Source organism: Lelliottia sp. RWM.1, from assembly GCF_016859735.1.
In the GTDB taxonomy this organism is placed as follows: domain Bacteria; phylum Pseudomonadota; class Gammaproteobacteria; order Enterobacterales; family Enterobacteriaceae; genus Enterobacter.
In genome coordinates this window covers 1-22005 of sequence record NZ_WLVC01000025.1, presented here as the reverse complement: position 1 = coordinate 22005, position 22005 = coordinate 1, and the positions used below count along the sequence as shown (strand labels likewise).

At 50.5% G+C, this 22005-nt stretch carries 23 protein-coding genes; 12 read left to right on the top strand and 11 right to left on the bottom strand.

Going from position 1 to position 22005, the window contains the following annotated elements:
• Positions 1–227: 227 nt before the first annotated feature.
• From GF617_RS17010 to GF617_RS16985, 6 genes are all read right to left on the bottom strand, one after another.
• A complete protein-coding gene (locus tag GF617_RS17010; protein WP_198422110.1) occupies positions 228–1529 on the bottom strand; it encodes a VapE domain-containing protein in 1302 nt (433 codons plus the stop codon).
• Positions 1526–2524 carry a hypothetical protein gene (locus GF617_RS17005; RefSeq protein WP_171882391.1) on the bottom strand — a complete coding sequence of 333 codons (999 nt, stop codon included), beginning with the start codon at positions 2522–2524 and terminating at the stop codon, positions 1526–1528. The genes GF617_RS17010 and GF617_RS17005 overlap by 4 nt, the downstream gene beginning before the upstream one ends.
• Positions 2525–2589: 65 nt before the next feature.
• On the bottom strand, positions 2590–2856 hold the full coding sequence (locus GF617_RS17000) for an HAD family hydrolase (protein ID WP_094322652.1): 267 nt from the start codon (positions 2854–2856) through the stop codon (positions 2590–2592).
• Positions 2853–3038, bottom strand: a complete 186-nt coding sequence (locus GF617_RS16995) for an AlpA family transcriptional regulator (RefSeq protein WP_203452138.1) — start codon at positions 3036–3038, stop codon at positions 2853–2855. Before GF617_RS16995 ends, GF617_RS17000 begins: the two co-directional genes overlap by 4 nt.
• A gap of 93 nt (positions 3039–3131) precedes the next feature.
• On the bottom strand, positions 3132–3770 hold the full coding sequence (locus tag GF617_RS16990) for a hypothetical protein (RefSeq protein WP_203452137.1): 639 nt from the start codon (positions 3768–3770) through the stop codon (positions 3132–3134).
• Positions 3771–5039 carry a site-specific integrase gene (locus tag GF617_RS16985; protein ID WP_203452136.1) on the bottom strand — a complete coding sequence of 423 codons (1269 nt, stop codon included), beginning with the start codon at positions 5037–5039 and terminating at the stop codon, positions 3771–3773.
• 320 nt (positions 5040–5359) lie between these two features.
• Here GF617_RS16985 and GF617_RS16980 point away from each other — a divergent pair, with 320 nt between their 5' ends.
• Positions 5360–6175, top strand: coding sequence for a hypothetical protein (locus GF617_RS16980; RefSeq protein ID WP_203452135.1), 816 nt, complete (start codon positions 5360–5362; stop codon positions 6173–6175).
• Positions 6176–6308: 133 nt separating this feature from the next.
• A complete protein-coding gene (locus GF617_RS16975) occupies positions 6309–8597 on the top strand; it encodes an FdhF/YdeP family oxidoreductase (RefSeq protein WP_203452134.1) in 2289 nt (762 codons plus the stop codon).
• 1 nt (position 8598) lies between these two features.
• On the opposite strand, the gene GF617_RS16970 is transcribed toward GF617_RS16975, so the two are convergent.
• Positions 8599–9438: an AraC family transcriptional regulator gene (locus GF617_RS16970; protein ID WP_309228283.1), complete on the bottom strand. Its 840-nt coding sequence runs from the start codon at positions 9436–9438 to the stop codon at positions 8599–8601.
• A 107-nt stretch (positions 9439–9545) separates the two neighbouring features.
• On the opposite strand from GF617_RS16970, the gene GF617_RS16965 reads away from it, so the two are divergent.
• The 7 genes from GF617_RS16965 to GF617_RS16935 all read left to right on the top strand — a co-directional run bounded on the left by GF617_RS16965 (position 9546) and on the right by GF617_RS16935 (position 15471).
• Complete coding sequence (locus tag GF617_RS16965; RefSeq protein ID WP_203452133.1) at positions 9546–10286, top strand: AzlC family ABC transporter permease; 741 nt, start codon at positions 9546–9548, stop codon at positions 10284–10286.
• 2 nt (positions 10287–10288) lie between these two features.
• A complete protein-coding gene (locus GF617_RS16960; RefSeq protein ID WP_203452132.1) occupies positions 10289–10609 on the top strand; it encodes an AzlD domain-containing protein in 321 nt (106 codons plus the stop codon).
• Positions 10610–10756: 147 nt separating this feature from the next.
• Positions 10757–11845, top strand: a complete 1089-nt coding sequence (locus GF617_RS16955) for an ABC transporter ATP-binding protein (protein WP_203452131.1) — start codon at positions 10757–10759, stop codon at positions 11843–11845.
• Positions 11838–12467 carry an ABC transporter permease gene (locus GF617_RS16950; RefSeq protein ID WP_203452130.1) on the top strand — a complete coding sequence of 210 codons (630 nt, stop codon included), beginning with the start codon at positions 11838–11840 and terminating at the stop codon, positions 12465–12467. The genes GF617_RS16955 and GF617_RS16950 overlap by 8 nt, the downstream gene beginning before the upstream one ends.
• The gene (locus GF617_RS16945) at positions 12467–13138 is read left to right on the top strand and encodes an ABC transporter permease (RefSeq protein ID WP_181623773.1); all 672 of its coding nucleotides are present in this window, start codon (positions 12467–12469) and stop codon (positions 13136–13138) included. Before GF617_RS16950 ends, GF617_RS16945 begins: the two co-directional genes overlap by 1 nt.
• A 37-nt stretch (positions 13139–13175) precedes the next feature.
• Entirely contained in the window at positions 13176–14075 is a 900-nt protein-coding gene (locus tag GF617_RS16940; RefSeq protein WP_203452129.1) for an ABC transporter substrate-binding protein, read from the top strand.
• A 46-nt stretch (positions 14076–14121) separates the two neighbouring features.
• Positions 14122–15471 carry an LLM class flavin-dependent oxidoreductase gene (locus tag GF617_RS16935; RefSeq protein WP_203452128.1) on the top strand — a complete coding sequence of 450 codons (1350 nt, stop codon included), beginning with the start codon at positions 14122–14124 and terminating at the stop codon, positions 15469–15471.
• On the opposite strand, the gene GF617_RS16930 is transcribed toward GF617_RS16935, so the two are convergent.
• Together GF617_RS16930 and GF617_RS16925 are read right to left on the bottom strand one after the other, a co-directional pair.
• Positions 15448–16251 (bottom strand): phosphate/phosphite/phosphonate ABC transporter substrate-binding protein, encoded by an 804-nt coding sequence (locus GF617_RS16930; RefSeq protein WP_181619734.1) that lies wholly within the window; start codon positions 16249–16251, stop codon positions 15448–15450. The two genes, GF617_RS16935 and GF617_RS16930, sit on opposite strands and share 24 nt — an antisense overlap.
• Positions 16244–17215: a fatty acid desaturase gene (locus GF617_RS16925; protein ID WP_203452127.1), complete on the bottom strand. Its 972-nt coding sequence runs from the start codon at positions 17213–17215 to the stop codon at positions 16244–16246. Before GF617_RS16925 ends, GF617_RS16930 begins: the two co-directional genes overlap by 8 nt.
• A 203-nt stretch (positions 17216–17418) precedes the next feature.
• Between GF617_RS16925 and GF617_RS16920 the strand changes: the two genes are divergently transcribed.
• The gene (locus GF617_RS16920) at positions 17419–18399 is read left to right on the top strand and encodes a GlxA family transcriptional regulator (RefSeq protein WP_203452126.1); all 981 of its coding nucleotides are present in this window, start codon (positions 17419–17421) and stop codon (positions 18397–18399) included.
• Between the two features lie 78 nt (positions 18400–18477).
• Positions 18478–19488 (top strand): type I glyceraldehyde-3-phosphate dehydrogenase, encoded by a 1011-nt coding sequence (gene gap, locus GF617_RS16915; RefSeq protein ID WP_203452125.1) that lies wholly within the window; start codon positions 18478–18480, stop codon positions 19486–19488.
• 130 nt (positions 19489–19618) lie between these two features.
• Here gap and GF617_RS16910 read toward each other — a convergent pair whose 3' ends face one another.
• Positions 19619–20029, bottom strand: coding sequence for an ASCH domain-containing protein (locus GF617_RS16910; protein WP_181619738.1), 411 nt, complete (start codon positions 20027–20029; stop codon positions 19619–19621).
• A 422-nt stretch (positions 20030–20451) separates the two neighbouring features.
• On the opposite strand from GF617_RS16910, the gene GF617_RS16905 reads away from it, so the two are divergent.
• Positions 20452–21012 carry a hypothetical protein gene (locus GF617_RS16905; RefSeq protein ID WP_181619739.1) on the top strand — a complete coding sequence of 187 codons (561 nt, stop codon included), beginning with the start codon at positions 20452–20454 and terminating at the stop codon, positions 21010–21012.
• Between the two features lie 237 nt (positions 21013–21249).
• Here GF617_RS16905 and GF617_RS16900 read toward each other — a convergent pair whose 3' ends face one another.
• Positions 21250–21792: a DUF3916 domain-containing protein gene (locus GF617_RS16900; RefSeq protein ID WP_108648564.1), complete on the bottom strand. Its 543-nt coding sequence runs from the start codon at positions 21790–21792 to the stop codon at positions 21250–21252.
• Positions 21793–22005: the final 213 nt, after the last annotated feature.

The window sequence follows — 22005 nt, the reverse complement described above, 5'->3', positions numbered from 1 at the left end:
TTTGTAGCATTAACCTATTATTCTAAATCTTTGAAAGTTACCTCACCATCCTCACCACGTAAAAAAACATTTTATTACAATGATTTAGATTGGTTAGGCTATGGTTAGGTGGTGAGGTGTCAGTGAGGCTTTCTCTAAACGGGTGAGGTAGTAATCAAGAATTGGTGAGGCAGTGGTGAAGTAACAGTAAGCCCCACTGTTTAGGCAGGGCATCAAAAAAGCACTGGCTAGTTTCTAGTTATCAACCGAATCGCGTCATTATCAGTTATCCAGATTTGATACTCTGTTCTGCCGCCACGCACTGAACGAGATTCAATTTTCCCCTCTTCAGTGAGCAATTTAAGTGCTTTACCATATTGACCGCTTAGCCCAGTTCTTTCGCCATGTAGTTTGCATACATCCGTTGCAGTTAACCATTTTGGTTTTCCAAACTCGGTGTTTAAATGTCTATCCACTATGGCGGTATAATATGCCCCCTTATCTGTATGCGGGTCATTAACAGCAGCGGCTATATTTTGTGTTTCCGTATCAAGAAACCAGCTAGCTCCGTTGTCATAAAGGTTTTTTATCTGCAACCAAAATTGACGTAATGACTCTGGGTATTCAAGCGTCGCTCTACCATTCCACACCCAGCCAAGATACATATTTAGGTAATCAATTAACACAGGCTTGGCTAACTCAATAACAGCAAATCGCGTGTTACCCGTCTGATCTTTTAGAAAGCCGCTACCATTGACGGTAGCAATAAAAGACGTTTGCCGCTGCTTGATAGTGAAATCACGCGCATAAGGAATGCGAAATTTGTCAGTTGAGCGAGTGATAAAGGCTTTTAAGCTTCCCGCTTCATGCCGCGTGGTACTTTCCAACTCGGCTAACTCATTAATCCAATGACTACAAACACGCCGAACATCATCGGTTTTATCTGGATTAAGTGAGCCATCTCCATATGCTCCGGTAGTAACACTGCAAATGCGATGTAGCCATGCAGATTTCATAGATGATTGTCCACCTTGCAGCACTGGCACTAATTTAGAATGAAATGTGTTTTCATACAGTGACGCAATACATCCAACAAGCCACGGAGTCATAACCTGCTTTGCATAGTCACTATTCTGCGCTCCAAGAGTCTGTAATACTCCTGTAAGTCGGTCGTCACCGTCCCAATCTGGGCCCGATTCTAACCAGACTCTGACAGGGTGATAGCTATTACGCTCGCACAAAGCAATCAAGTGATCATCAATCGTTTGCTCGGATAGCCCGTAACGCTGACAGGCATCAACTAGCATTGAACGTTGCCCCGCCGCACTACCGCCTAATCGACTAAAACTATCATCTGTTAGCTCAGGTTCCGCAGTCATCAAGTTATACCTGCCCTTATAGCCACAAAAATCTAAGAGAGCACTAAGGTTATCGGACGTTCTTAATACCTTACCGTTATCTGGATTACGATCGGGGAATCTTGGCCCTTTTAATCTTGTTGGCTCAGGTAATGAAGTAACTACAGAATGCTCAGGCATGGGTAGACTCATTTTGCACCTCCCTTACCCATTTGCGCTATTCGCCATTCACGCCGATTATGCTTATACGCATCAGGAAATGCCTTTCTTGCTATTTCTTCCAGCGCAATTCTATGATTCCCGTTAAAACTCCGAATGACCATAAGATCAAATTTGTCACACAGACGGCCACCAGCAGGATCACTTTCATGATGTGAGTAAATCCTTTCCTTACCATCGGTAGAACTCATTAGAAGATGCACCCCTGCGACTCCACTGACTGACTCTGGTGCAATCCAAGTGGCTTTCCCCTTCTGTTTATATCCATAAAATGAGAGAAGTTCTGCCCAGCTATAGCTATTGTTGACCAGATTAATAATAGATACCTGTCGCCCAAGTAAAGACTCGATTGCTTTTTCTGGTGCTGGTGGCGTGGTACTCATAGCAGCAATAGCATATTTTTTTGCCTTATTAAGGGCATTCATCCAAAAAACACCTGTAGAACAAAGAGCCGTACCTTCAGCAATTAAGTAAGTGTAATGATTGGCTGTTGTAGCAATAGTGGTTGGTAAAATCATAAACTGAGCCGAACGATTAACACATGGATCAGAATCTAGCAATTCAGCTAGCTCAAACTGGAGATCTTGCCACACAGCAAAAGTGACAGGTTCGGCTAACGCCACAAACACCCGATAACGTGGTAATTCTGGCTGGTGGTTTAACGTTGAGTAAATAATGAAAGCATCTAAACCTTGCTCACGCAAAGCAGCGGCTATTGTCTCAGGAGTTTGATTAAGGGCATCATCTAGATCTGCACGTAACAAACCGAACAAGCTAGCCTCTGCTTGTTGTTTATGGCGTGTACTACCATTATGAGCGGCGACTAATTTAGCCGTTTTCTTGGCGGCTTCTGGTGTTTGTGCGTGGCTTTTATGTGGCTTTTTTGCATATGCTACCAGCTCATGCCATTGAAGGGTTCCATAGCTCACATTTTCTTTGATTGAGTTAATTGTTGTAAAATTGAACATATCAGATTAATCTCCGAATAGCTGGTGGCTTGCCCCGCGAAGAACGGCCACCAGCTGATTGTTAACTATTGGGCGCTCTCACTGAAATATGTGCGAGCGCTTTCAATATCAGCGATTGTTGGTTGATGTATTTCCATCAACCAATCACCTATCGCAAAAATAATCTCTTCTCTTGGCACGTTGAAAATTTCCATTAGTGCATGATAAATGGCTTCTGGAATTGGTTCCGACAATCCAAAGCTCATCCAGAAAACAGCACTGTGAAGATCAATAACACCCCGTTCATTTAGTAATCTCTGCGTGCGTGCTTTTACTTCTGCTGGAGTCATCATGCAGCCACCTTCTGGCGGCGAGATGCTAGCCACTGCTCTATCTCTGTATCATCAAAGCGAATCGAGTTAGGCCCTATTGGAATGGCTTTGGGGAATGCAGCATCAGGAGAACGGCGAAGGCGCTCAACGGTTGCGCGGCTAACACCGAGACGGCTGGACAATTGTTTGATGGTTAAAAGCATTTTGTGATCTCCGGTTGCGTACAGCGTCATGCTGTATCATGGAGATCACAATAATGATTTGAATAGGTCGGTTCAAAGGAATAGAAATACTCGTTATTTTTCCTTTTTTATTTCAGCCTGCAATGACCCTTCACTAAAGTTCAGCTTTTCCCATTCAGACTTCAGTGATCCGTACGTTTTCTGTATCGCCTCTGCCGCTTTACTAAGCTGACCCGGGTTATCGCACTCACTATCCACGCCAGCGCGGCTTCCATGTATAGCAATAAACTGAAATACAGCTTTCTGCGTGAACCCTCCAATCCCGGTTAAAAATAACACAACGCCTACTAGGTCGATTTCACGGTCATTGTGCGTAAAAGAAACGGCGCCCGACTTCCCTCTAGTCCATTTGACCTTCCCCATCAAATCAGACTGTAACAAAGCAGTAATAAACGGATATTCAGTTAACCAAATATTATCAACAAAAGGCGTTAGTTGCTTCCTGCTCCCAATAATTCTGATAATTTCATCAGGAATTGAATCTCGTGGCGATGCAAAGTCCTGTGCTGTCAGCATTTCAATCTTCTGGGGGTCTTTACCGGCGATAAAATTATCAAGCAGCTTTTTTCGCACATGAAATTCTCTGATAGTCCTCGGTTGCAGATTATCAAAACGACCATAAACAAAATCGCTATGCTCGAGTAAATTCGAATAGCGACTTAATAACCTTAAAACTTCTTCCTGTGCTGTCACTCAACGTCTCCCGAAATTCACTTGCACGACATTACCCGCCTCAACTGCTTCTGATTGAGTGTGCGTTTTAATAAACTCTCCCCACTCCAGAAAAAGCTGTTCCACCTTAGCCGCTCGCTTACCAGCCTGATACGTAGCCACAAGACGGTCTTTTTTCGCGTGGTTCAGAGCCAGCTCAATTATCGCCTCGTTGGCGTCCAGATACTCAGCACATCCGCTGGCGAAGCTCCTGCGTAGGTCATGACATGTGAATGGTTCGCTCTGAGGCATATGCAGGTTTCTAACACGTTCAAGCACCCAGCGGAGCGCATTACCGTCGATATGTGCTTTCCCAACGTCGTGAGTGCGTATCGCTTCAAATACGAACTCACTACCGCCGCTGATTCCACGCTGGTGGGCGATAATATCCTGAGCCATTTGATGCAACGTGATAGTGTGGCTCTTACTGTTTTTGCTACGTTCGGCGGGGATAACCCATTTATTACCAACAATTTCCTCCCACCTCATCTCGCTTGCTTCCGTCCTCCGTGCTCCAGTTAATAAAATCAGCTTTAAACAGTTCACCTGCGCCGGGTGCGCACCGGTTTCCTCAAGCCCTTTCCAGAATGCTGCGATTTCCTCACGCTCCAGCCATCTCTGACGAGGTGCAGCAGCCGTCGCACCAATATCAATGGGGCGAATCGTTCTGGATGGGTTAATGGTAATAGCGCCAATGTTCACGGCGTAATCGAGGCTCTGTTGAAGAATGGTTAGTGCTTTCTTAGTGCCGGAAACGGTTTGTTTTCGGAGCTTTGCTAAGTGATTGAACAGAATACTTCTGCTCAGGTCTGTGACAAGTAACTTATGGAGTTCCACCATGTAATTGTCAAAGGTGTAGTTGTACGCTTTCAGGCTGCGAGGCTTTAGCGGCTTAGCGACGGTTTTCCACTCCATCCACTCCTGGAACAACTCAGCAAAGGTAGGGACGGAACTACGTTTATGCTTGTCTGCACGAGCGACTGCCAAGGGGTCTTGCCCTGACTTCAGGATAGCCATCGCTTGCGTGTGCGCTTTGCGGGCTTCCGTCAGCGACATTGCTGGATAGCTACCCAGTGTCATCTTCTTAGCCTTGCCCGCAAACTGGTATCGGTATAGCCACGATTTAGAAACGGCGTCTGGACGTACCTCAATACACAGCCCTGCGCCTGCTCCGCTGCTCACAGCTAATACCTTTCGCTTACCGTCCTCACTTTTGAGGTTGGCTATCTCTCTGTCTGTCCTCAATGCCATAACTGCCCCCATCCGCGTACAACTTCGCGTACAAACAAAACCTGACTAGGGGTGATTATCGGTGAAACAACATGACAAAGCAAGGAAACATAAGTGCATGATATAAAGACAAAATAATAGTAAAACTTGATACAGACAGACACAGAGTGAAAACGTATATTTTAGAACTTCCTGTTCAACGTCTAAAATAGCATTTCACTTTATCATCCCTGAACCTACGCAATTGCGTAGGTTTTTTTTGGGGGCATCTACCTTACCATCCACTGAAAGAGTAACCATAAATCCTTAAAAAAGATAACGCTTCAAACAGGAACTCCAGGATGACTGAAAATGAATACCAAAGCGCAATTATGGATGCCATTGCCATATACTGCGCCAAGAATGACCTTACTTGTACAAACATTTTTACCTATGCAAATCAGCAAGGAGAAAACTCTTCACGGTCATGTTTCGATTTTATGTCATATATTGAGAATCAAACACCGCTTTATGCCGAAGTTAAAGTTCATGATTGCAAAATCAATGAACTCATCCGATATGATCAAGAGCAGTACATTGGTAATTGTCATCTTGAAGATTTAAATATCCCAATTAAATATGTTTATAACAATACCGATGAAATCGCAGGCCTTTCCATTAATAAAGATGCAGATAGCTTTTCGAATACACTGAAACAGTCAAACTACTCTTTGCCCAGAAGGCTATTCGGTAAAAAACCTGATGTTAGCAACCATGATAATTTATGGAACTGGCTGATAACTCAAGGCAACCAAGGTGGGGGGACTGCAGAACACTCGAATATTGAAGAGTTTGGTATATTATGCCAAGCATTGAAACAATTAAAATGTCCGAATAATGGCATTCTGATAATGCTGTATTCCACTGAAGGCCGTTTTATCAACGGAATTTTAGATGAGGAAACAGCAACTGATTTCATCGATCTGGCAAACAGAATTAAATCATCAGGGTTTACTAAATTAACAATAAAACAAAAAGGTCTCATGGAATCTTTCCTCAGTGGCATTGATAATTTCCAACACGTTTATCCCGCTATTGAAAAAGAAATACTTCTGGCCGCATCTAAGAAAGATAAGAGAGACAGACCACATTCTAAACCACGTAGTCCGCGAGCATAGCCGGATTTAGATTGCAGACATCCGGTAATGCAACCTACAGCAAATACCTCTTTTACATGATGCTGATTCGTTGTTATTTTGTTAAGAATGTTGGTGTAAAATTCATCTGTTAACCTATCGATCAGGAGTCCAGATGAAGACCAAAAGACGCTCAGTTCCCGGAATCAGACACTACGACGGTCCTGCCGGCGGTTGGGGCGCTCTGAAAGCGACGGCCATTGCCGTACGCACGCAAATGGACACCCTGGATGCCCCTGCCACGCTGCTGCGCACCAACCAGCCGGATGGTTTCGACTGTCCGGGCTGTGCCTGGCCTGATAAAGAACACAAATCCACGTTCCAGTTTTGCGAAAACGGCGCGAAAGCGGTGACATGGGAAGCCACCAGCAAACGCGTCACGCCGGAATTTCTGGCGCAACACACGGTCAGCGCTTTACTCGAAAAATCAGATTTCGAACTTGAAGGCTATGGCCGTTTGACTCGCCCCCTCCAGTATCATGCAGAGAGTGACACATTTCGCCCAGTGGAATGGGAACAGGCCTTTACGCGCATCGGCGAGATCCTGCGCGGTCTTGAACCCGATCAGGTCGAGTTTTACACGTCGGGGCGCGCCTCAAACGAAGCCGCCTGGCTGTTCCAGCTCTTCGCACGTGAATACGGTACGAACAATTTCCCGGACTGCTCCAACATGTGCCATGAAGCGACCAGCGTTGGATTACCCCGCTCGATTGGGATTGGCAAAGGAACGGTCTCGCTGGATGATTTTGACAAGACAGAACTGGTCATTTCTATCGGGCACAACCCCGGAACCAACCACCCACGGATGATGGGTACGCTGCACGAACTGGCACGTCGCGGCGTGCCCATTATCGTGTTCAACCCGCTGCGGGAAAGAGCTCTGGAGCGTTTTGCCGATCCGCAAAGCCTGATAGAAATGGCCACCTACAGCTCGACCGATATCGCCTCGACTTATTTCCAGGTAAAGGCAGGCGGTGACGCGGCAGCGTTAAAAGGCATTGCGAAACATCTGCTGGAGTCTGAATCCCTGCACGACAATGTGCTTGATAGCGTCTTTATTGCCGAACATACGCAGGGTTTTGATGATTTTGCTGCAGATATCATGCAAACAAACTGGGAACTTATCGAACGCGAGTCAGGCTTATCACAGGCAGCCCTGAAAAGTGTGGCCGATGCCTACGCCAAATCTAACGCCACCATCATCACCTACGGTATGGGCATCACCCAGCATAACAAAGGGACGGCAAACGTCCGCCTGATTGCCGACTTGCTGTTAATGCGGGGCAATATCGGTAAAGCCGGGGCGGGTATTTGCCCGCTTCGCGGACACTCTAATGTTCAGGGAAACCGGACCGTCGGTATCACAGAAAAACCGTCCGCAGAATTTCTGGAACGACTGGAAAATCTCTTCGGTTTTGTTCCACCGTCAAAACACGGACACGATGCGGTCCAGGCCACCCAGGCAATGATCGACGGAACCGCCAAAGCCCTTATCTGTCTTGGCGGTAATTTTGCCGTGGCCATGCCAGACCACACGCGGGGTTTCCCGGCTATGCGCACGCTGGATCTGAGTGTTCACGTCGGCACAAAGCTAAACCGCACGCATCTGCTGGTGAGCAAAGAAACCTTTATTTTGCCCTGCCTTGGCCGCACGGAACTGGATATTCAGCAAACAGGGCGACAGTCCATTACCGTGGAAGACTCCATGTCGATGGTGCACGCCTCATCCGGGAAGCTGAAACCTGCGTCGCCCCTGATTCGCGCCGAACCAGCTATCGTCGCAGGTATGGCCAAAGCGACACTCACAAACAGTAACGTAAACTGGATGGAACTGGTTGCTGATTATGATCGCATCCGCGATCTGATAGAAAAAACCATCCCTGGTTTCGAAAACTACAATGAACGCATCCGCGTGCCAGGCGGTTTTCGCATGCCACTGCCTCCTGTCGCGCGAGTCTGGCCAACACCGACCGGCAAAGCCATGTTCTCCGTCTTCCAGGGTGTGGATGAGAATGCCACGGGCGAAGGCGACAACGTCCTGCGCCTGATTACATTACGCAGTCACGATCAGTACAACACCACCATCTATGCGCTGGATGACCGTTATCGCGGCGTGTTCGGTCGGCGGGATATTCTTTTTATGAATGAAGGGGATATGGAACAGCTTGGGCTGGAACATGGCGATCGGGTTGATCTCGAAACGGCCTTACCGGGCGAGACGCAGCGCCTGGAGGATATTACCGTGGTTGCATACAACATCGCGTCTGGCTCCGTCGGAGCCTATTATCCGGAAGCCAACGTCCTGGTTCCGCTCGATTACCTTGATAAGGACAGCGGCACACCCTCGTTTAAATCAGTGCCCATCAGAGTGACGCTGCGTTCGAAAGAGATCCGGGCATTGTAAACTATAAGGCCGACGCCACGGCAAACGCGCCGGGCGTCGTGCCAAAATGATGACGAAAATGTTTGATCAGATGACTCTGGTCGAAGAAGCCCACATCGGTCGCCACCTGTGCAGCCCCCATCCCCCGGGCTAACAGTGCTTTTGCACGCACCAACCGCAATTGGGTCAGATACTGGTGTACCGACAAGCCGGTCATCGACTGGAACGTGCGCATAAAATAGAACTCGCTCAGTCCTGCGACATCGGCAATCTCTTTGACCGAAAGGGAATGCTGGTAGGCCGAATGAAGGTAATCAACCGCCTTGCGGATATCCGCCCGCAGAATGGCCTGGCGACCAGAATTTACGGTTCGCTCCCCATAGTGTCCCACCAGCAGGTTGAGAATTTGATACATCACGCACTCTTTCTCTAGCGGGTCGTGGCTGGCGCTGAGCACCGACGCGGCCTGTAGCATTCGTCTCGCCATGCCAGGATCGTGGCGCATACCGTCTGTGCCAAAATTCACACTTCCCTGCCCACGCAGCACCGTCTCCGCCACATCCTGAACCAGGCCTTCGGAAGGATAAAATGCACAATAATCCCAGCCTTCATCGCGCTGTACCGCTTCGCCGGTATGCACCTCTCCCGGCATAATAAACATCACCGTACCTGGGGCCGCAATGCCTCGCTCTCTGCTGATACGAGTGCGTTGCGCACCACGGGCAAAGGCGGCAATCACAAACTCATTATGAAAATGAGGCGGATAGCTGTGCTCGTAACAGGAAGCACGCAGGATCTCCATGCCACCGTGTAGCGCATTATCCCGCCAGAGCCTGATGTCATCCCGCGTCTCTTTTGCCACATCACACCCTTAAATTGATATTTCTGCAAATGCGCAGGATTTTACTATAGCGATTTTTGCCATTTCTTAAGATTATCATTCAGTGATGTACATTACGGGACAAATTAATGTTGATGAAAACAAAGACCGCTCACAGGGATGAGGCAACCGCAGAATTTCGCGCCGGGATCAGCGCCTGCCTGCCGACTATTCCGGGATACTGGAGTATTGGTTTTGCCGCTGGCGCCATCGGTACGCTCTCCGGGTTTACGACCATACAAACCGCGCTGCTGGCAAGCGTGCTGTACACGGGGTCCGCACAGTTTCTGTTCTATTCCCTCTGGGCGACCGGGGCGGAGGTCGCCTCGGTGGTATTCAGCGTTTTTCTGGTGAATCTGCGCTATCTGCTAATGAGCTCCGCCATGAGCGTCTTCTTTCGCGAGCAGAGCACTACGCAAAAGCTCATCAGCGGGTTGCTGCTGACCGATGAAACCTTTGGCGTCGCCGTGCAACGCGGCAGCCATTCGAATCACGTGCCCTATGCCTGGATGCTCGGCCTCAATCTGGCCGCGTGGCTTAACTGGATCCTGGCCTGTGTCGTCGGTGCATGGCTCGCCTCAGCGCTTCCGCCTTCGCTAATGGAAGGGCTGAGCTTCAGTCTGGTGTCGATGTTTATTGGCCTCGTGTTGATGATCTGGTTCGCCAGCCGCAAAAAAACACTGGAAACCTTCAGTATTGCCACCGCGGTCGCGATTACGCTGCTGACAGCAAAACAGCTGGATATCAGCGTCGTAGTCATTATTGCCGCCTCTGTCGCCGCAACGCTTGCCACCCTGGGGTTACGCCTCTTTTACAAAGGGGAGAAATAACGATGGAACGAAATATTCTGCTGGCGATTTTTATCTCCGCGCTGGTCACGGCGTTGATGCGCACGGTTCCGATCCTGCTGCTTTCGCGTTTTCGTCTTGCGCCCATTTTGCAGCAATGGTTGAGCTTTATTCCATCCGCCATCATGGCGGCCATCATCACCGCTGAGCTGATTGGCAAACCGGCGCTAACCCCTTCGGGGATCAGTATCTCGTTGCTGGCCGCCGCCATCTCTGCCGTCGCCGGAATGCTAACCCGCAGCCTCTTCGCCACGGTCATTGCCGGGATGGTTGCCTTCTCCGGGTTAAGCTACATACTGATGTAATCCCTTCCCCCTCTGCGTCCTGGCAGAGGGGAAACAAAAGACAAATAGCAGCAATACAAATGCAAATATCATATTTGCGCCCCCCTCTCTGCCTCTGTAATTTGTCGTTTATATAAATGCAATACTTTCAGGGTGCTATTGTTTCCTATGATCAGACTCGAAAACATTAACAAAACGTACCCTGGCAGTACGCATGCCGCTATACGTGGACTCAACCTTACTATCCGTGAAGGCGAGTTTTGTACGTTTGTCGGACCCAGCGGTTGCGGTAAGACAACAATATTACGCATGATTAATCAGCTGGATATTCCTGATACCGGAAACGTATATGTTCAGGGAAACAAAATAGCGGACGCAGATATTATTCAGGTGCGCCGTAAAATAGGTTTTGTCATGCAAAGCGCGGCATTATTTCCGCACCGAACGGTGGCACAGAATATTGCCACCGTACCGCGTTTACTGGGCTGGAATAAAAAACATATTCTGGCGAGAATTAACGAACTTGTTGGATTAATGTCGCTTGATCCCACACTGCTGAACCGTTATCCCCACCAGCTTTCTGGCGGGCAGCAGGGTCGGGTTGCCATTGCCCGCGCGCTGGCAGCCGACCCACCGGTGTTACTGATGGATGAACCCTTCGCGGCAATTGATCCGGTGGTTCGCGAAAAGTTGCAGGATGAATTGCTCCAGCTGCAACAGCGGCTGCATAAAACCATCGTGCTTGTCACCCATGACATCAATGAAGCCATCCGTTTAGGCGACAAAATCGCGATATTTCAGGAGGGCGGCGTGCTGGCGCAGTTCGATACGCCCGATCACATTCTGGCCCATCCGGCCAGTGAGTTTGTGGCGCGCTTCATTGGGCCAGAGCCGAACCTGAAACGTCTGGGCAGGTTCCAGGTCGGCCAGCTTCCGCGACATGATGTCGCGCTTGTCGATGAAACACTGACGCCGATCTCCAGCGAGCACCCTACCGTTGCCAGCCCATTGCGACTGGTGCTGGATAACCAGCGACGCCCGTTGTACTGGCTGGATCCTGAGCGCCGCATCACGACCCCACTTTCCCTTACACTCAAGGCATTGCATACCCTGCGTTTTGCCTACAGCGCCCTGCTGGATGCTCCGGGTGGCGTCCTGGTCCACGTCAACGGCGACGGACAGTATCAGGGGAGCATTACGCACACCCTGCTCCAGCATGTGCTGGACGGGCATGTGGATGTTCGCCGCTATGATTGACTGGCAATGGATCGTGGATAACCAGACGCCGATCGCGGCGTTGCTCTGGCAGCACGCCCAACTGGTGCTGGTTTCGCTCTTTTTCGGCACAGTTCTGACCGGCGTGTTGATTGGCCTGACGCTGCGCTGGCCCGCCTCTGCGCCACCACTCTTCTACCTGTGCGGGATCTTATTCACTATCCCGTCGCTGGCGTTGTTTATTCTGTTGATCCCCTTCACGGGGCTGTCACTGACCACCTCGGTTATCGGACTTACGCTGTACTCCCTGTTGATCCTGCTGCGTAATGTGGTCGCCGGGATCGAAAAACTGCCGTTCGATGTACTGGAGTCTGCACGCGCTCTGGGATACACGCGCTGGAAGCGTTTCATTGACGTTGAACTGTATTTGATTATCCCTTCACTGTTTGCCGGGCTGCGTATTGCATCGGTCACGCTGGTTGGTCTGGTTACGGTAACAGCACTGATTGGTCAGGGCGGTCTCGGACAGTTGCTGCTCTCGGGCTTCAACCAGGATTTTCTGACACCTATCGCCGTCAGCGTGGTTCTGAGCCTGCTGTTGTCCTTTACTTTTGACTCTCTGATAGCGCATCTGGGCTATTGGATCACCCCCTGGACACGATGATGGAGACGTTAACGGCAACTCTTCACTGGCTTATACAGCCGAATCACTGGTCAGGTGATACGGGGATACTCCTGCGGCTACGCGAACATCTCTGGTATGTACTGATCAGCATGGCGATCGCATCCGCCATCGCGCTTCCACTCGGTGTGATGCTGGGTTACTGGCGCAAAGGGGCATTCCTGGTGATCAATCTGTTTAATATTGGCCGGGCGATCCCCTCGCTGGGGCTGATTTTGCTGTGCATTATTCTTTTTGGTTTCAACGATGTCCCGGTATTTCTGGCGCTGGTCGCACTGTCGATTCCGCCCATTCTGACCAACACGTGGGTTGGAATTTACCATGCCGACCGGACGCTGTGCGACGCAGCCATCGCGCTGGGCATGACCCCACTACAAAGCCTCTGGCAACTGCGTATTCCACTGGCAATGCCGTTGATTTTTGCGGGTATACGTACCGCGCTGTTGCAACTGATCGCTACCGCGGTGGTCGCGGCATACGCGGGTCTGGGCGGGTTAGGCCGTTTTTTGATTGACGGACTCGGCCAGCGCGACATGCCGCAAGTGATTGCGGGCTCCCTGGTGGTCACGCTACTCGCCATCGCCTGCGAAGCGTTATTTTCGCTGATCGGTAAACGGATATTTCGGCTACAGGCCGCATCCGCACTCAATTAATTCTCACAAAAACCACCTGCACAATAAAAGAGGCACTATGACACAACCATTCTGGCAAGTATTTAACCGTCGTGGGTTTACATTATCCCTACTGGCGGCAGGATTATTTAGCCTGAGTTTTACGACACTGGCGGAAACCGTCACCATTGGCGGCGCAAACTTTACCGAAAGTTCTATTCTCGCCAATATTTATGCCAGTGCCCTAAAGAAAAATAATATTGAGGTAAAAACCCGTCTTAATCTGGGTAACCGTGAAATTATTCTTCCGGCACTGAAAAGTGGTGAAATTGATATTGTCCCGGAATATCTCGGCGCATTGCTTAATTATTATGATGGTAAAACGCTGGCGACCGAGCAAGGCGACGTCAGCGCCGAGCTGGAGAAAGTGCTGCCTGCCGATTTCACACTGCTGACACCTTCTTCCGCCAGCTCCGTTACCGCCTGGGCGGTTCGGGCCGAAACCGCAAAGAAATACGGGTTAAGCAAACTCTCTGATCTGACCCCCATCGCCCACGAACTGGTGATCGGCGGTCCACCGGAATTTCCGGTTCGCGCCCTGGGTTTGCCGGGACTGAAACGCGTTTACGGGCTGGAGTTCAAGGCGGTGAAGTCGCTGGATATGGGCGGTCCGTTGTCTCGCCTGGCGCTCAATTCCGGCAAGATTGATGTGGCAACCGTCGTCTCAACACAGGGCTCGCTCGCAAAAGAAGACTGGGTGGTGCTGGAAGACGACAAACACGAACAACCGAGCCAGAACGTGGTTCCGTTGGTGCGTAAAGCCGCACTGACACCCAAAATTGACAGCATCCTGAACAGTGTCTCCCGCAAACTGGATAACACCGCGCTGGTTGAGCTGAACAAACAGGTCGATCTACAGCATAAAGATCCAGCCGCCGTCGCGGAACAATGGGTCAACACTCACCTGACCGCGCAGTAACCCCTTTATGGCCAGGGAATGGCCGCAACCAGAAACGAGCCTGACAATGTCGCACAACACACTGATCCTGAATCTGTTTTTCTTTAACCCGCAGGGAGACTACCGTTTTTCCTGGCGTCATCCGGACGCTCCGGAAAAAGCTGTCTTTACCCTGAAATATTATGCCGATCTCGCGCGTAAGGCCGAGGCGGCTACCCTTGATGCCATTTTTGTCGCTGATCATACGGGCGTCTGGGATAGCGTACCTAGCGGTTTAACCCACTACGCTAACGCGCGTCTGGAGCCGCTGACGCTCCTGTCTGCGCTCGCCGCAGTAACGGATAATATCGGCCTGATGGCAACCGCATCCACCTCCTGGATTGAACTCTATAATCTGGCGCGTTACTTTGCCTCGCTCGATTTTTTAAGTCACGGGCGAGCAAGCTGGAATATCGTAACCTCCTGGCTGGAAGAGGAAGCGGCCAACTTTGGTCTGGATCAGATCCCCCGGCACGACAATCGCTACCAGCGTGCGGGTGAATTTATCGACGTGGTCACTCGTCTGTGGGACTCGTGGGAAGACGACGCGCTGCTTTTCGATAAACAGAGCGGTCTGTTTGCAGATAACGCACACATTCATCATCTCAACCATCAGGGCGATTTCTTTAAGGTTCGCGGCCCACTTAACGTCCCACGCCCGCCTCAGGGACACCCCGTTTTGGTTCAGGCGGGATCATCTGAAGCAGGTAAACATCTGGCGGCAACCTGGGCTGATATGCATTTCGTGTTTATCAAATCCATTGAGCAAGGGCTGGCCTATCGCGAAGAGATGAACCAGAGGCTGGTTAAGCTTGGGCGTAAACCTGAACATTTCAAAATCATCGCCGGTGTGCTGCCCGTGGTGGTGAATTCCGAAGCGGAAAAAGCCGAACGCCAGCAGCTTAATGCGCAACTGATGAGCGACCAGATGGCGATTGATCTGCTCTCATCTTATCTGAAGCGAGATCTGAGCCAGTATCCCCGCGATCACCCCCTTCCTCCACTGCCGGATGAAGATAGCTTCAATGGCATTCGCACGACGCTACAACTGATTCGTGACTATGATCCGTCTCTCACCATCCTTGAGCTGGGCCGTCTGTTGCTACAAAGTTCAGACAGTTGGCTGGTGATCGGCAGTGCGCAGGAGGTGGCCGACACTCTGATCAGGATCTATCGTTCTGGTGCGGCGGACGGTTTTAACCTGATGTTCCCCCTGCTGCCGGGTGATTTTGAACGCTTCACGGAGCAGGTTGTGCCACTCCTGAAAGCCAGTGGAGTGATGAAAATGCAGTATGCGCCGGGGACGTTACGGGAAAAATTGGGGCTGCCAGTGCCTGAGAACCGCTTCGCGGCATCATCCCAGACGCGTCACACCTGACCTTCCCGCCTCTTTGCGCCAGTCGAGCAGTAAGGAATACGGCTGGCGCGTCACCTCGCTAAACCCGCCAATCAATACGGCGGAAAGCACCTCCCGATACTCAGGAGCGCTCACCAACGCTTTAAGGGCATCGCGGATGGCATGGAGCGTTTCGGCCGCCGTGTTTACCGATGTAATGAGCGGTAACCCAGGTGCAAGCGGGCTGCTGGCAATTATCGCCAGGCCATCAAGCAACGTGGGTTCATGGCGCTGCAATAACGCATACGTCACGCAGTCAATGGCTGCGATGTCACCTTCACCACGCCGCACTGCGATAAGCGACTGACGGTGACTGCCGCTCAGTATCACCTGCGAGAAAAAGCGTCCGTTTTCCGACAGAGGGGCCACCATTTTCAGCAACACGTTGTAACCCGACTGGGAATCGGTGGCGTTGCACACCACCCGGCGACCACGAAAATCCGCCAGCGTGTTGTCACGCTCCTGGTCGCGAACCACCAGCAGGCTACGATAACAGAACCCTTCACAGCCCGGCGCTGTATAGTGAAAACAGCCAACGGTCTGCACTTCCGGTAGCACAGTTACCAGTGGGTAGCCGCAGGTCTGGCTCAGGATAAGGTCGGGGTTTTTCCAGTGTTCCAGTAGCGCCGATTCTGGCCAACCCGGCGTCAGATTACCCACAGGGACACCACGTTCTGTCAGCAAGTGCTGTACCGCCCGCCACAGAGATTCGGTATCCTGACGGCTTACCGCATACATAGGGAATGCCAGCGAGTTATGCATCGCTATCCTCTTTTTTGATGCCGGGATGGACGGTCACATCCACCGGTCTGCTCCAGAACTTGCGCAACCATTCACCATAACCCCGAACCAGAAATTGCTGGTTTCGCTGCTGATAATCATCACGGTTATGCTGGTAGATCGCTTTCAACCCATACCAGGGGACGCCAGGCAGATCGTGATGCACTAAATGGTAGTTAAGGTTCAGAAACAACACGCGCCAGAACAGCCCGGCCTCGTTGATGACCGAGCGAGCGAGCGGATCGTCCGCCGCACGGTGTTCAAGGAAGGAACGCACTTTCGTCAACGCCAGCGCAGGGTAGCTCACCGCCAGCACAAACCAGAGTGGGGAAAATTCAACGCGCGACATCCACGTGAACAGTGCGGCCAGCAACAGGCCATGCACCAGCCACATCATGATGGCCGGAAAATCCAGACGCCGAAACGCGGTTATCGCCCCACCCAGCGTCTGAACAATATCCAGGAGTGGCCCCAGCAACAACCGGCCCATGAACGTGTTACGTACATGAATGACGCGCCGTTGCCACGGGGAAAATCGCGCCCAGCTCTCATCGGTGAAATAGTAGGACTCAGGGTCGTCAACCGGGACGGTCAGATGATCGTTACGGTGATGCGCCAGATGTGAATCCCGGTAAAGTCCGTAGGGATACCATACCGCCAGCGGCAGTATGCCGAAGAGCTGGTTGAGCCACGGAAAGCGTGTGGGATGACAATGGATTAATTCATGCTGAAGCGACATATACCAGGCGGTAAACACGGTAAGGATCAGCGTCGTGGGCACTAACCCCAGCGTTTGCCAGTTCGCGAGCGTGATAAACCAGCCGCTATAGATCACGATGATGAGTATCCAGGTGGGTATTTCGCTTCGCCACAACCAGGTTGTTGATAGCTGGTGAATACGTTCTCGTTGCTGCTCGTGCAAATAAAGGGACGATCGTTTACCCATTCCTTCTCGCGCCATTTCCGTCAGTATCGTTGTGCTCTGACGATCTGAGATCGCGCGAGAAATGACAACGAACTTAAACGACTATGCTTTGCCAGAAAAATGAGCATCCTACGCCTGCGCTGCGCTTTCTTTTCTTTCTTGTCCGCATGCTCGCCCACACTCTGCCACTTGACTTACTCTGTAATAAAGGTACTTTTCAGGACATGAAGAAAATCCTGATTATTGTTCCTGATGGCGGCATGTTGTTTGAAGCCGCGGGTATCGCCGACATTCTGATGCAGGCCAACCGGCAGCACCCGGAAGGCCTGCAACATCCCTGCTACCGCATTATTATCGCCACCACGCAACCCCATCAGGTGATCCACGGTCAGTCTGGTTTGAACCTGCTCGCGGATTATCGCTTGCCGGAGCTGGACCCGCGTGAACCGCTCGATACGATCATCATCACCGGACGCGGAATGAACGAACTGGAGAGCACCGCCGTGGTGGACTGGCTACACCTTGCGGCTCCTCATGCGCGGCGTATTGCATCCATTTGTGGTGGGGCGATGCTGCTGGCCCAGAGCGGGTTGCTTGATGGCCGACGCGCGACGACGCACTGGCGACTGCTGGAGACAATGCAAGCCAGCTATCCAAAAATCAATGTCGAAGGTGGCCCGCTTTACATTCAGGATGGTCCAATCTGGACATCCGGTGGCGTCAGCTCCGGGTTTGATCTGACTCTGGCACTGGTTGAGGACGATTACGGTTTTACTCTTGCCAGGAACGTTGCCCAGGACATGGTGATGTATCTGCGTCGCCCCGGCGGACAACTGCAGTTCAGCCGTTATAACCTGCAACAAACCGGCGCGTCCGGCCCGATAAGCGAGCTACAAGCCTGGATCCTGCACAACCTCACCGCCGACCTGTGTGTTGAAAATCTGGCGGAAAGAGCCGCAATGAGTCCGCGTAACTTCACCCGCGTGTTTACCCGTGATGCTGGCGTGTCTCCGGCTCGCTATGTCACCGAGGCCCGTCTTGCCGCAGCCCGTCAGCGACTGGAGCAAACAACTGAATCACTGGAACTTATTGCCGAAAAGAGCGGGTTTGGCAGCAGTATCAATCTGCGCCGGGTGTTCGAAAAACAGCTTCATCTCACACCTGGCGAGTACCGCCAGCGCTTTCACTGCCGCAACATGGCGTAATATGATCCTTTTTTGTCATTTACGCCATCACGCCTGACGCCTACAGTCACTCCAGAAATCACAGATAAGGAGTTGATCATGGTTAAGGTCGGTATTAACGGTTTTGGCAGAATCGGACGTAATTTCCTGCGCGCAGCGCTGGGCAATCCGAATATTCAGATTGCAGCCATAAACGATCTAACGGACAGCAAAACCCTCGCCCATTTACTGAAATACGATTCCTTGCTTGGCACGTTGCCTGCCCCTGTAGAGGCTGCTGATGGTGCGCTACAGGTGGATGGTCAGCGGATCACGGTGTTTAGCGAGCGCGACCCGGCCACTATTCCCTGGCGAGATGTGGGCGTTGAGGTGGTTATCGAGGCGACCGGGTTCTTCACCGAACGGGAAAAAGCCGCAGTACATATTCATCGCGGTGGGGCAAAACGCGTCATTATTTCAGCCCCAGGTAAGAATGACGATCTGACAATTGTGATGGGGGTAAACCACGAACTGTATGACCCCACACAGCATTTCGTGGTGAGTAACGGCAGTTGCACCACTAACGGCCTCGCCCCGGCGGCTCAGGTACTGCACCAGCAATTTGGTATTGAACATGGCCTGATGAATACCACTCATGCCTATACCAACAGCCAGGCACTACACGACCAGCCGGAGAAAGATCTTCGCGGGGCGCGTGCGGCAGCCCTGTCTATCGTCCCTTACTCCAGCGGTGCGGCGAAAGCGCTGGGGAAAGTCATCCCGGAACTGGATGGCTGCCTGACAGGCTATTCGCTTCGCGTCCCGGTTCCTGTTGTCTCTATTGTCGACCTGACGGTGACGCTCAGCCGCGACGTGACCGCCGAAGAGGTTAATTCCGCCTTCCGAAAAGCCGCGACCAGTGGGCCATTGGCTGGGATTTTGGGTTACAGCGACGAACCGCTGGTATCGAGTGATTACCAGGGTGATCCACGCTCATCCATTATCGACGGGCTGTCCACTCTGGTGATTGGCGGAAATATGGTCAAGATCCTGGCCTGGTATGACAACGAATGGGGCTTCTCAAACCGCCTGGTTGATTTGGCGGTATTGATGGAGAAAAAAGGGCTTTAGCACACGGCCCTCACCCGCGAGGGTGAGGGTTTCCGGCGTTGTCCCTCCCCCTGCGGTACGAAGAGGATCGGCTGAATGCGCATTGCGCCAGATTATGTTTCCTGTCGATACTGCGCATAACGTAGGTGGATTACAGAACTTCAACGAGCTCATATTCCTCAGCAACCAGCTCCATATCAGCAGAAAAGAAACCTTCCCGGGTGAAAAAACGTTGGTGCTCTTTCCTCCAGTATTCAAGACTTAAATCGCCTTCACCTTCTTTCCTGGCAAACTCTTCGGTAACATCACAGAAACGAACCAGGCGCATCGACACCATTCTCACAACGCAGACCGGCGTACCCTGACCATTGAGGATAATATTATAACTCCCTATTTTGGGCGCAGACGCTTCTGCCTGAAAGGAAGCCAAAGAGCCGCATGAGGCGGTTTTCATCCCTTTTACCACCAGATCTGCAAGTGCATTGGCCATATCGGTACTGTCGCCAATTTGCCAGGCATTTGCTCCCGGATACTTCGCGTTTACGCTATCAACCGCGCTCATCTTCAGACCCTTCTCAACGATACGTTATAAGATTAATCTACCCTCTTCTGAATGTAGAAACACGGAAAAATAGCCGTTATTTCAACCTGTTCTGTCCAGCTCCGTGATGTTCGTAAAAGCTAAAATCGTGTCTACTGGACAGAGGTTTGTTCCTGTGTCTGGTCTGATAAAGCAAAAGACATCCTGGAGGGAGAATAATCAATGGGTTTGCTGTGTGCCAGAAGCGGGTATTTCGCATTCCTGAATACGTGGCTAAAATCGGTGTGCCATTGCACTTTATGCTATTTATATTAATAGGTAAGAGAAAATGAAGGTTAACTGAAGTTTCATTCGGTTACATAGATCCATCGTTCAATTAATGATGGGCTCAGAGATTAGCGTTGCCAGGATTTATGTAAACAGTACAGGAAAGGGAATACCAGATGCCATCTCTATATACACTCAATGACCTGCTCGGGCTGCTTGTTTTTTCACAGAAATATCACTTTCTGCACAATGATCTGGACTGTCTGATCATTGCATGGGCTGAAGATCAAATCACCGAAGGAAATGATTCGGAGACTCTTTTAATTCTCGCTTCGCTGGGACTTGATAATGAACCTGAACGGACCGAGGTTGAATTATATCTGTTACGATACATGACAGAACAGCGGATAGATCTGCCACCGCTAAAAACAGCAGCATTGGTCTGGATCAAGCTATTTATGAGTCAACTTTCCCAGTGTGCGTCCATCCATGATGCAGAACAGAAAATGTGTTTTCTGGTGTGCCATTGGCTTGAACCTGATGTAAAGATTTTCGCGGAAGTAGTGGATACCCTGAAATCGCTTTACTGGCATCTCTTTGACGAGTGGGAGGGCACTGGTACAAGCGAAGCAGCAAGGATGGATGAGTCAGAATTCTTTGAGCTGATTAATCGCGCGATGCTGCCCTATTCCCGTAAAATTGAGAACCCAGATTGGTTGGATCTGCTTGTGCGGTAATTTATACCCCCCCCCCCCTGAAAGGTGTCTTTCCTCTGTGCATAATTCCATCAGATTTGAACTCTTTTTCGCATTTTACTTGAGTATATTCAGCAAAAATTTCATCGTTCACTCTATGAACTCAGGTACAAAAGTTAACCTAACTGAATAGCCGCTCAGTGCCAGGAGCGGACGTTAGACATAAGTAGTATCCCTTTTTATAAGTGCATTATTTTTAATCAAATGAAAGCAATTCCCTTAAGTCACCTGACCATAATACCAGCGTTCTCCCGTAAACCACTCATCACGGTCCTCACTTCCATAATATTCGAGAGTGATACCGATTTCCTGTATGTTAGCGGGAAGAACGAGTCCCCACTCAGCTGCAAGGCTACGATCTTTGATCAAAGCCGAAGCACCATTTTCAGAGCGACCTTCAGTTATAAACCCTTGAAAGTATTCTTCGGATCGATAAAGACAGACCTCACTTGTAAACATATCAGGAAGACATACGACAGCGGTAATTCGAGGACTGTAATTCATACCAGCAGTAGCCGTTATGAGGTTTGAACATGCATTAATTAAAGCTTGCGCACAAGCCGCTTTGGTTTTAAGCGTGCTGCATTTCCCCTCAACGATATTAATGTCTACTGGAATTTTGAAATTCCAGTAATGCTCATCTTCTGAGAAAATGCTACGTTCAGGGTTGTGAAAAGTACTAGCCCAACGGTTAAGAGCTTTTAGGCGTCGGGGAATATTTCTGATTTTGGTTCGATAGTCTCTATTAAGTCGTCTACTCATGAATAGTTTACTTTTTAGCTCGTCAAACAGTTCGAGTTGTGTCCCTACACAAAGCATTCTATCCTAATTTGTTCAGTTTATCGTTATGCATGTAATTTAACGCACCGCAATCGGTTTGCGAGAAATTATGTCCGCTTCACGCCCTGAGACATTCGACAAGCTTTTTATGGCTTCAGTAAGGGCGAGTGTCTCGCTTCGAGAGCCAGCAAATAT

What these genes read in the sequence shown, in the direction of transcription:
- GF617_RS17010 (WP_198422110.1), bottom strand. Translation starts at nt 1,529, where the DNA reads ATGAGTCTACCCATGCCTGAGCATTCTGTAGTTACTTCATTACCTGAG.
- GF617_RS17005 (WP_171882391.1), bottom strand. Translation starts at nt 2,524, where the DNA reads ATGTTCAATTTTACAACAATTAACTCAATCAAAGAAAATGTGAGCTAT.
- GF617_RS17000 (WP_094322652.1), bottom strand. Translation starts at nt 2,856, where the DNA reads ATGATGACTCCAGCAGAAGTAAAAGCACGCACGCAGAGATTACTAAAT.
- GF617_RS16995 (WP_203452138.1), bottom strand. Translation starts at nt 3,038, where the DNA reads ATGCTTTTAACCATCAAACAATTGTCCAGCCGTCTCGGTGTTAGCCGC.
- GF617_RS16985 (WP_203452136.1), bottom strand. Translation starts at nt 5,039, where the DNA reads ATGGCATTGAGGACAGACAGAGAGATAGCCAACCTCAAAAGTGAGGAC.
- GF617_RS16980 (WP_203452135.1), top strand. Translation starts at nt 5,360, where the DNA reads ATGACTGAAAATGAATACCAAAGCGCAATTATGGATGCCATTGCCATA.
- GF617_RS16975 (WP_203452134.1), top strand. Translation starts at nt 6,309, where the DNA reads ATGAAGACCAAAAGACGCTCAGTTCCCGGAATCAGACACTACGACGGT.
- GF617_RS16965 (WP_203452133.1), top strand. Translation starts at nt 9,546, where the DNA reads ATGTTGATGAAAACAAAGACCGCTCACAGGGATGAGGCAACCGCAGAA.
- GF617_RS16960 (WP_203452132.1), top strand. Translation starts at nt 10,289, where the DNA reads ATGGAACGAAATATTCTGCTGGCGATTTTTATCTCCGCGCTGGTCACG.
- GF617_RS16955 (WP_203452131.1), top strand. Translation starts at nt 10,757, where the DNA reads ATGATCAGACTCGAAAACATTAACAAAACGTACCCTGGCAGTACGCAT.
- GF617_RS16950 (WP_203452130.1), top strand. Translation starts at nt 11,838, where the DNA reads ATGATTGACTGGCAATGGATCGTGGATAACCAGACGCCGATCGCGGCG.
- GF617_RS16945 (WP_181623773.1), top strand. Translation starts at nt 12,467, where the DNA reads ATGGAGACGTTAACGGCAACTCTTCACTGGCTTATACAGCCGAATCAC.
- GF617_RS16940 (WP_203452129.1), top strand. Translation starts at nt 13,176, where the DNA reads ATGACACAACCATTCTGGCAAGTATTTAACCGTCGTGGGTTTACATTA.
- GF617_RS16935 (WP_203452128.1), top strand. Translation starts at nt 14,122, where the DNA reads ATGTCGCACAACACACTGATCCTGAATCTGTTTTTCTTTAACCCGCAG.
- GF617_RS16930 (WP_181619734.1), bottom strand. Translation starts at nt 16,251, where the DNA reads ATGCATAACTCGCTGGCATTCCCTATGTATGCGGTAAGCCGTCAGGAT.
- GF617_RS16925 (WP_203452127.1), bottom strand. Translation starts at nt 17,215, where the DNA reads ATGGGTAAACGATCGTCCCTTTATTTGCACGAGCAGCAACGAGAACGT.
- GF617_RS16920 (WP_203452126.1), top strand. Translation starts at nt 17,419, where the DNA reads ATGAAGAAAATCCTGATTATTGTTCCTGATGGCGGCATGTTGTTTGAA.
- gap (WP_203452125.1), top strand. Translation starts at nt 18,478, where the DNA reads ATGGTTAAGGTCGGTATTAACGGTTTTGGCAGAATCGGACGTAATTTC.
- GF617_RS16910 (WP_181619738.1), bottom strand. Translation starts at nt 20,029, where the DNA reads ATGAGCGCGGTTGATAGCGTAAACGCGAAGTATCCGGGAGCAAATGCC.
- GF617_RS16905 (WP_181619739.1), top strand. Translation starts at nt 20,452, where the DNA reads ATGCCATCTCTATATACACTCAATGACCTGCTCGGGCTGCTTGTTTTT.
- GF617_RS16900 (WP_108648564.1), bottom strand. Translation starts at nt 21,792, where the DNA reads ATGAGTAGACGACTTAATAGAGACTATCGAACCAAAATCAGAAATATT.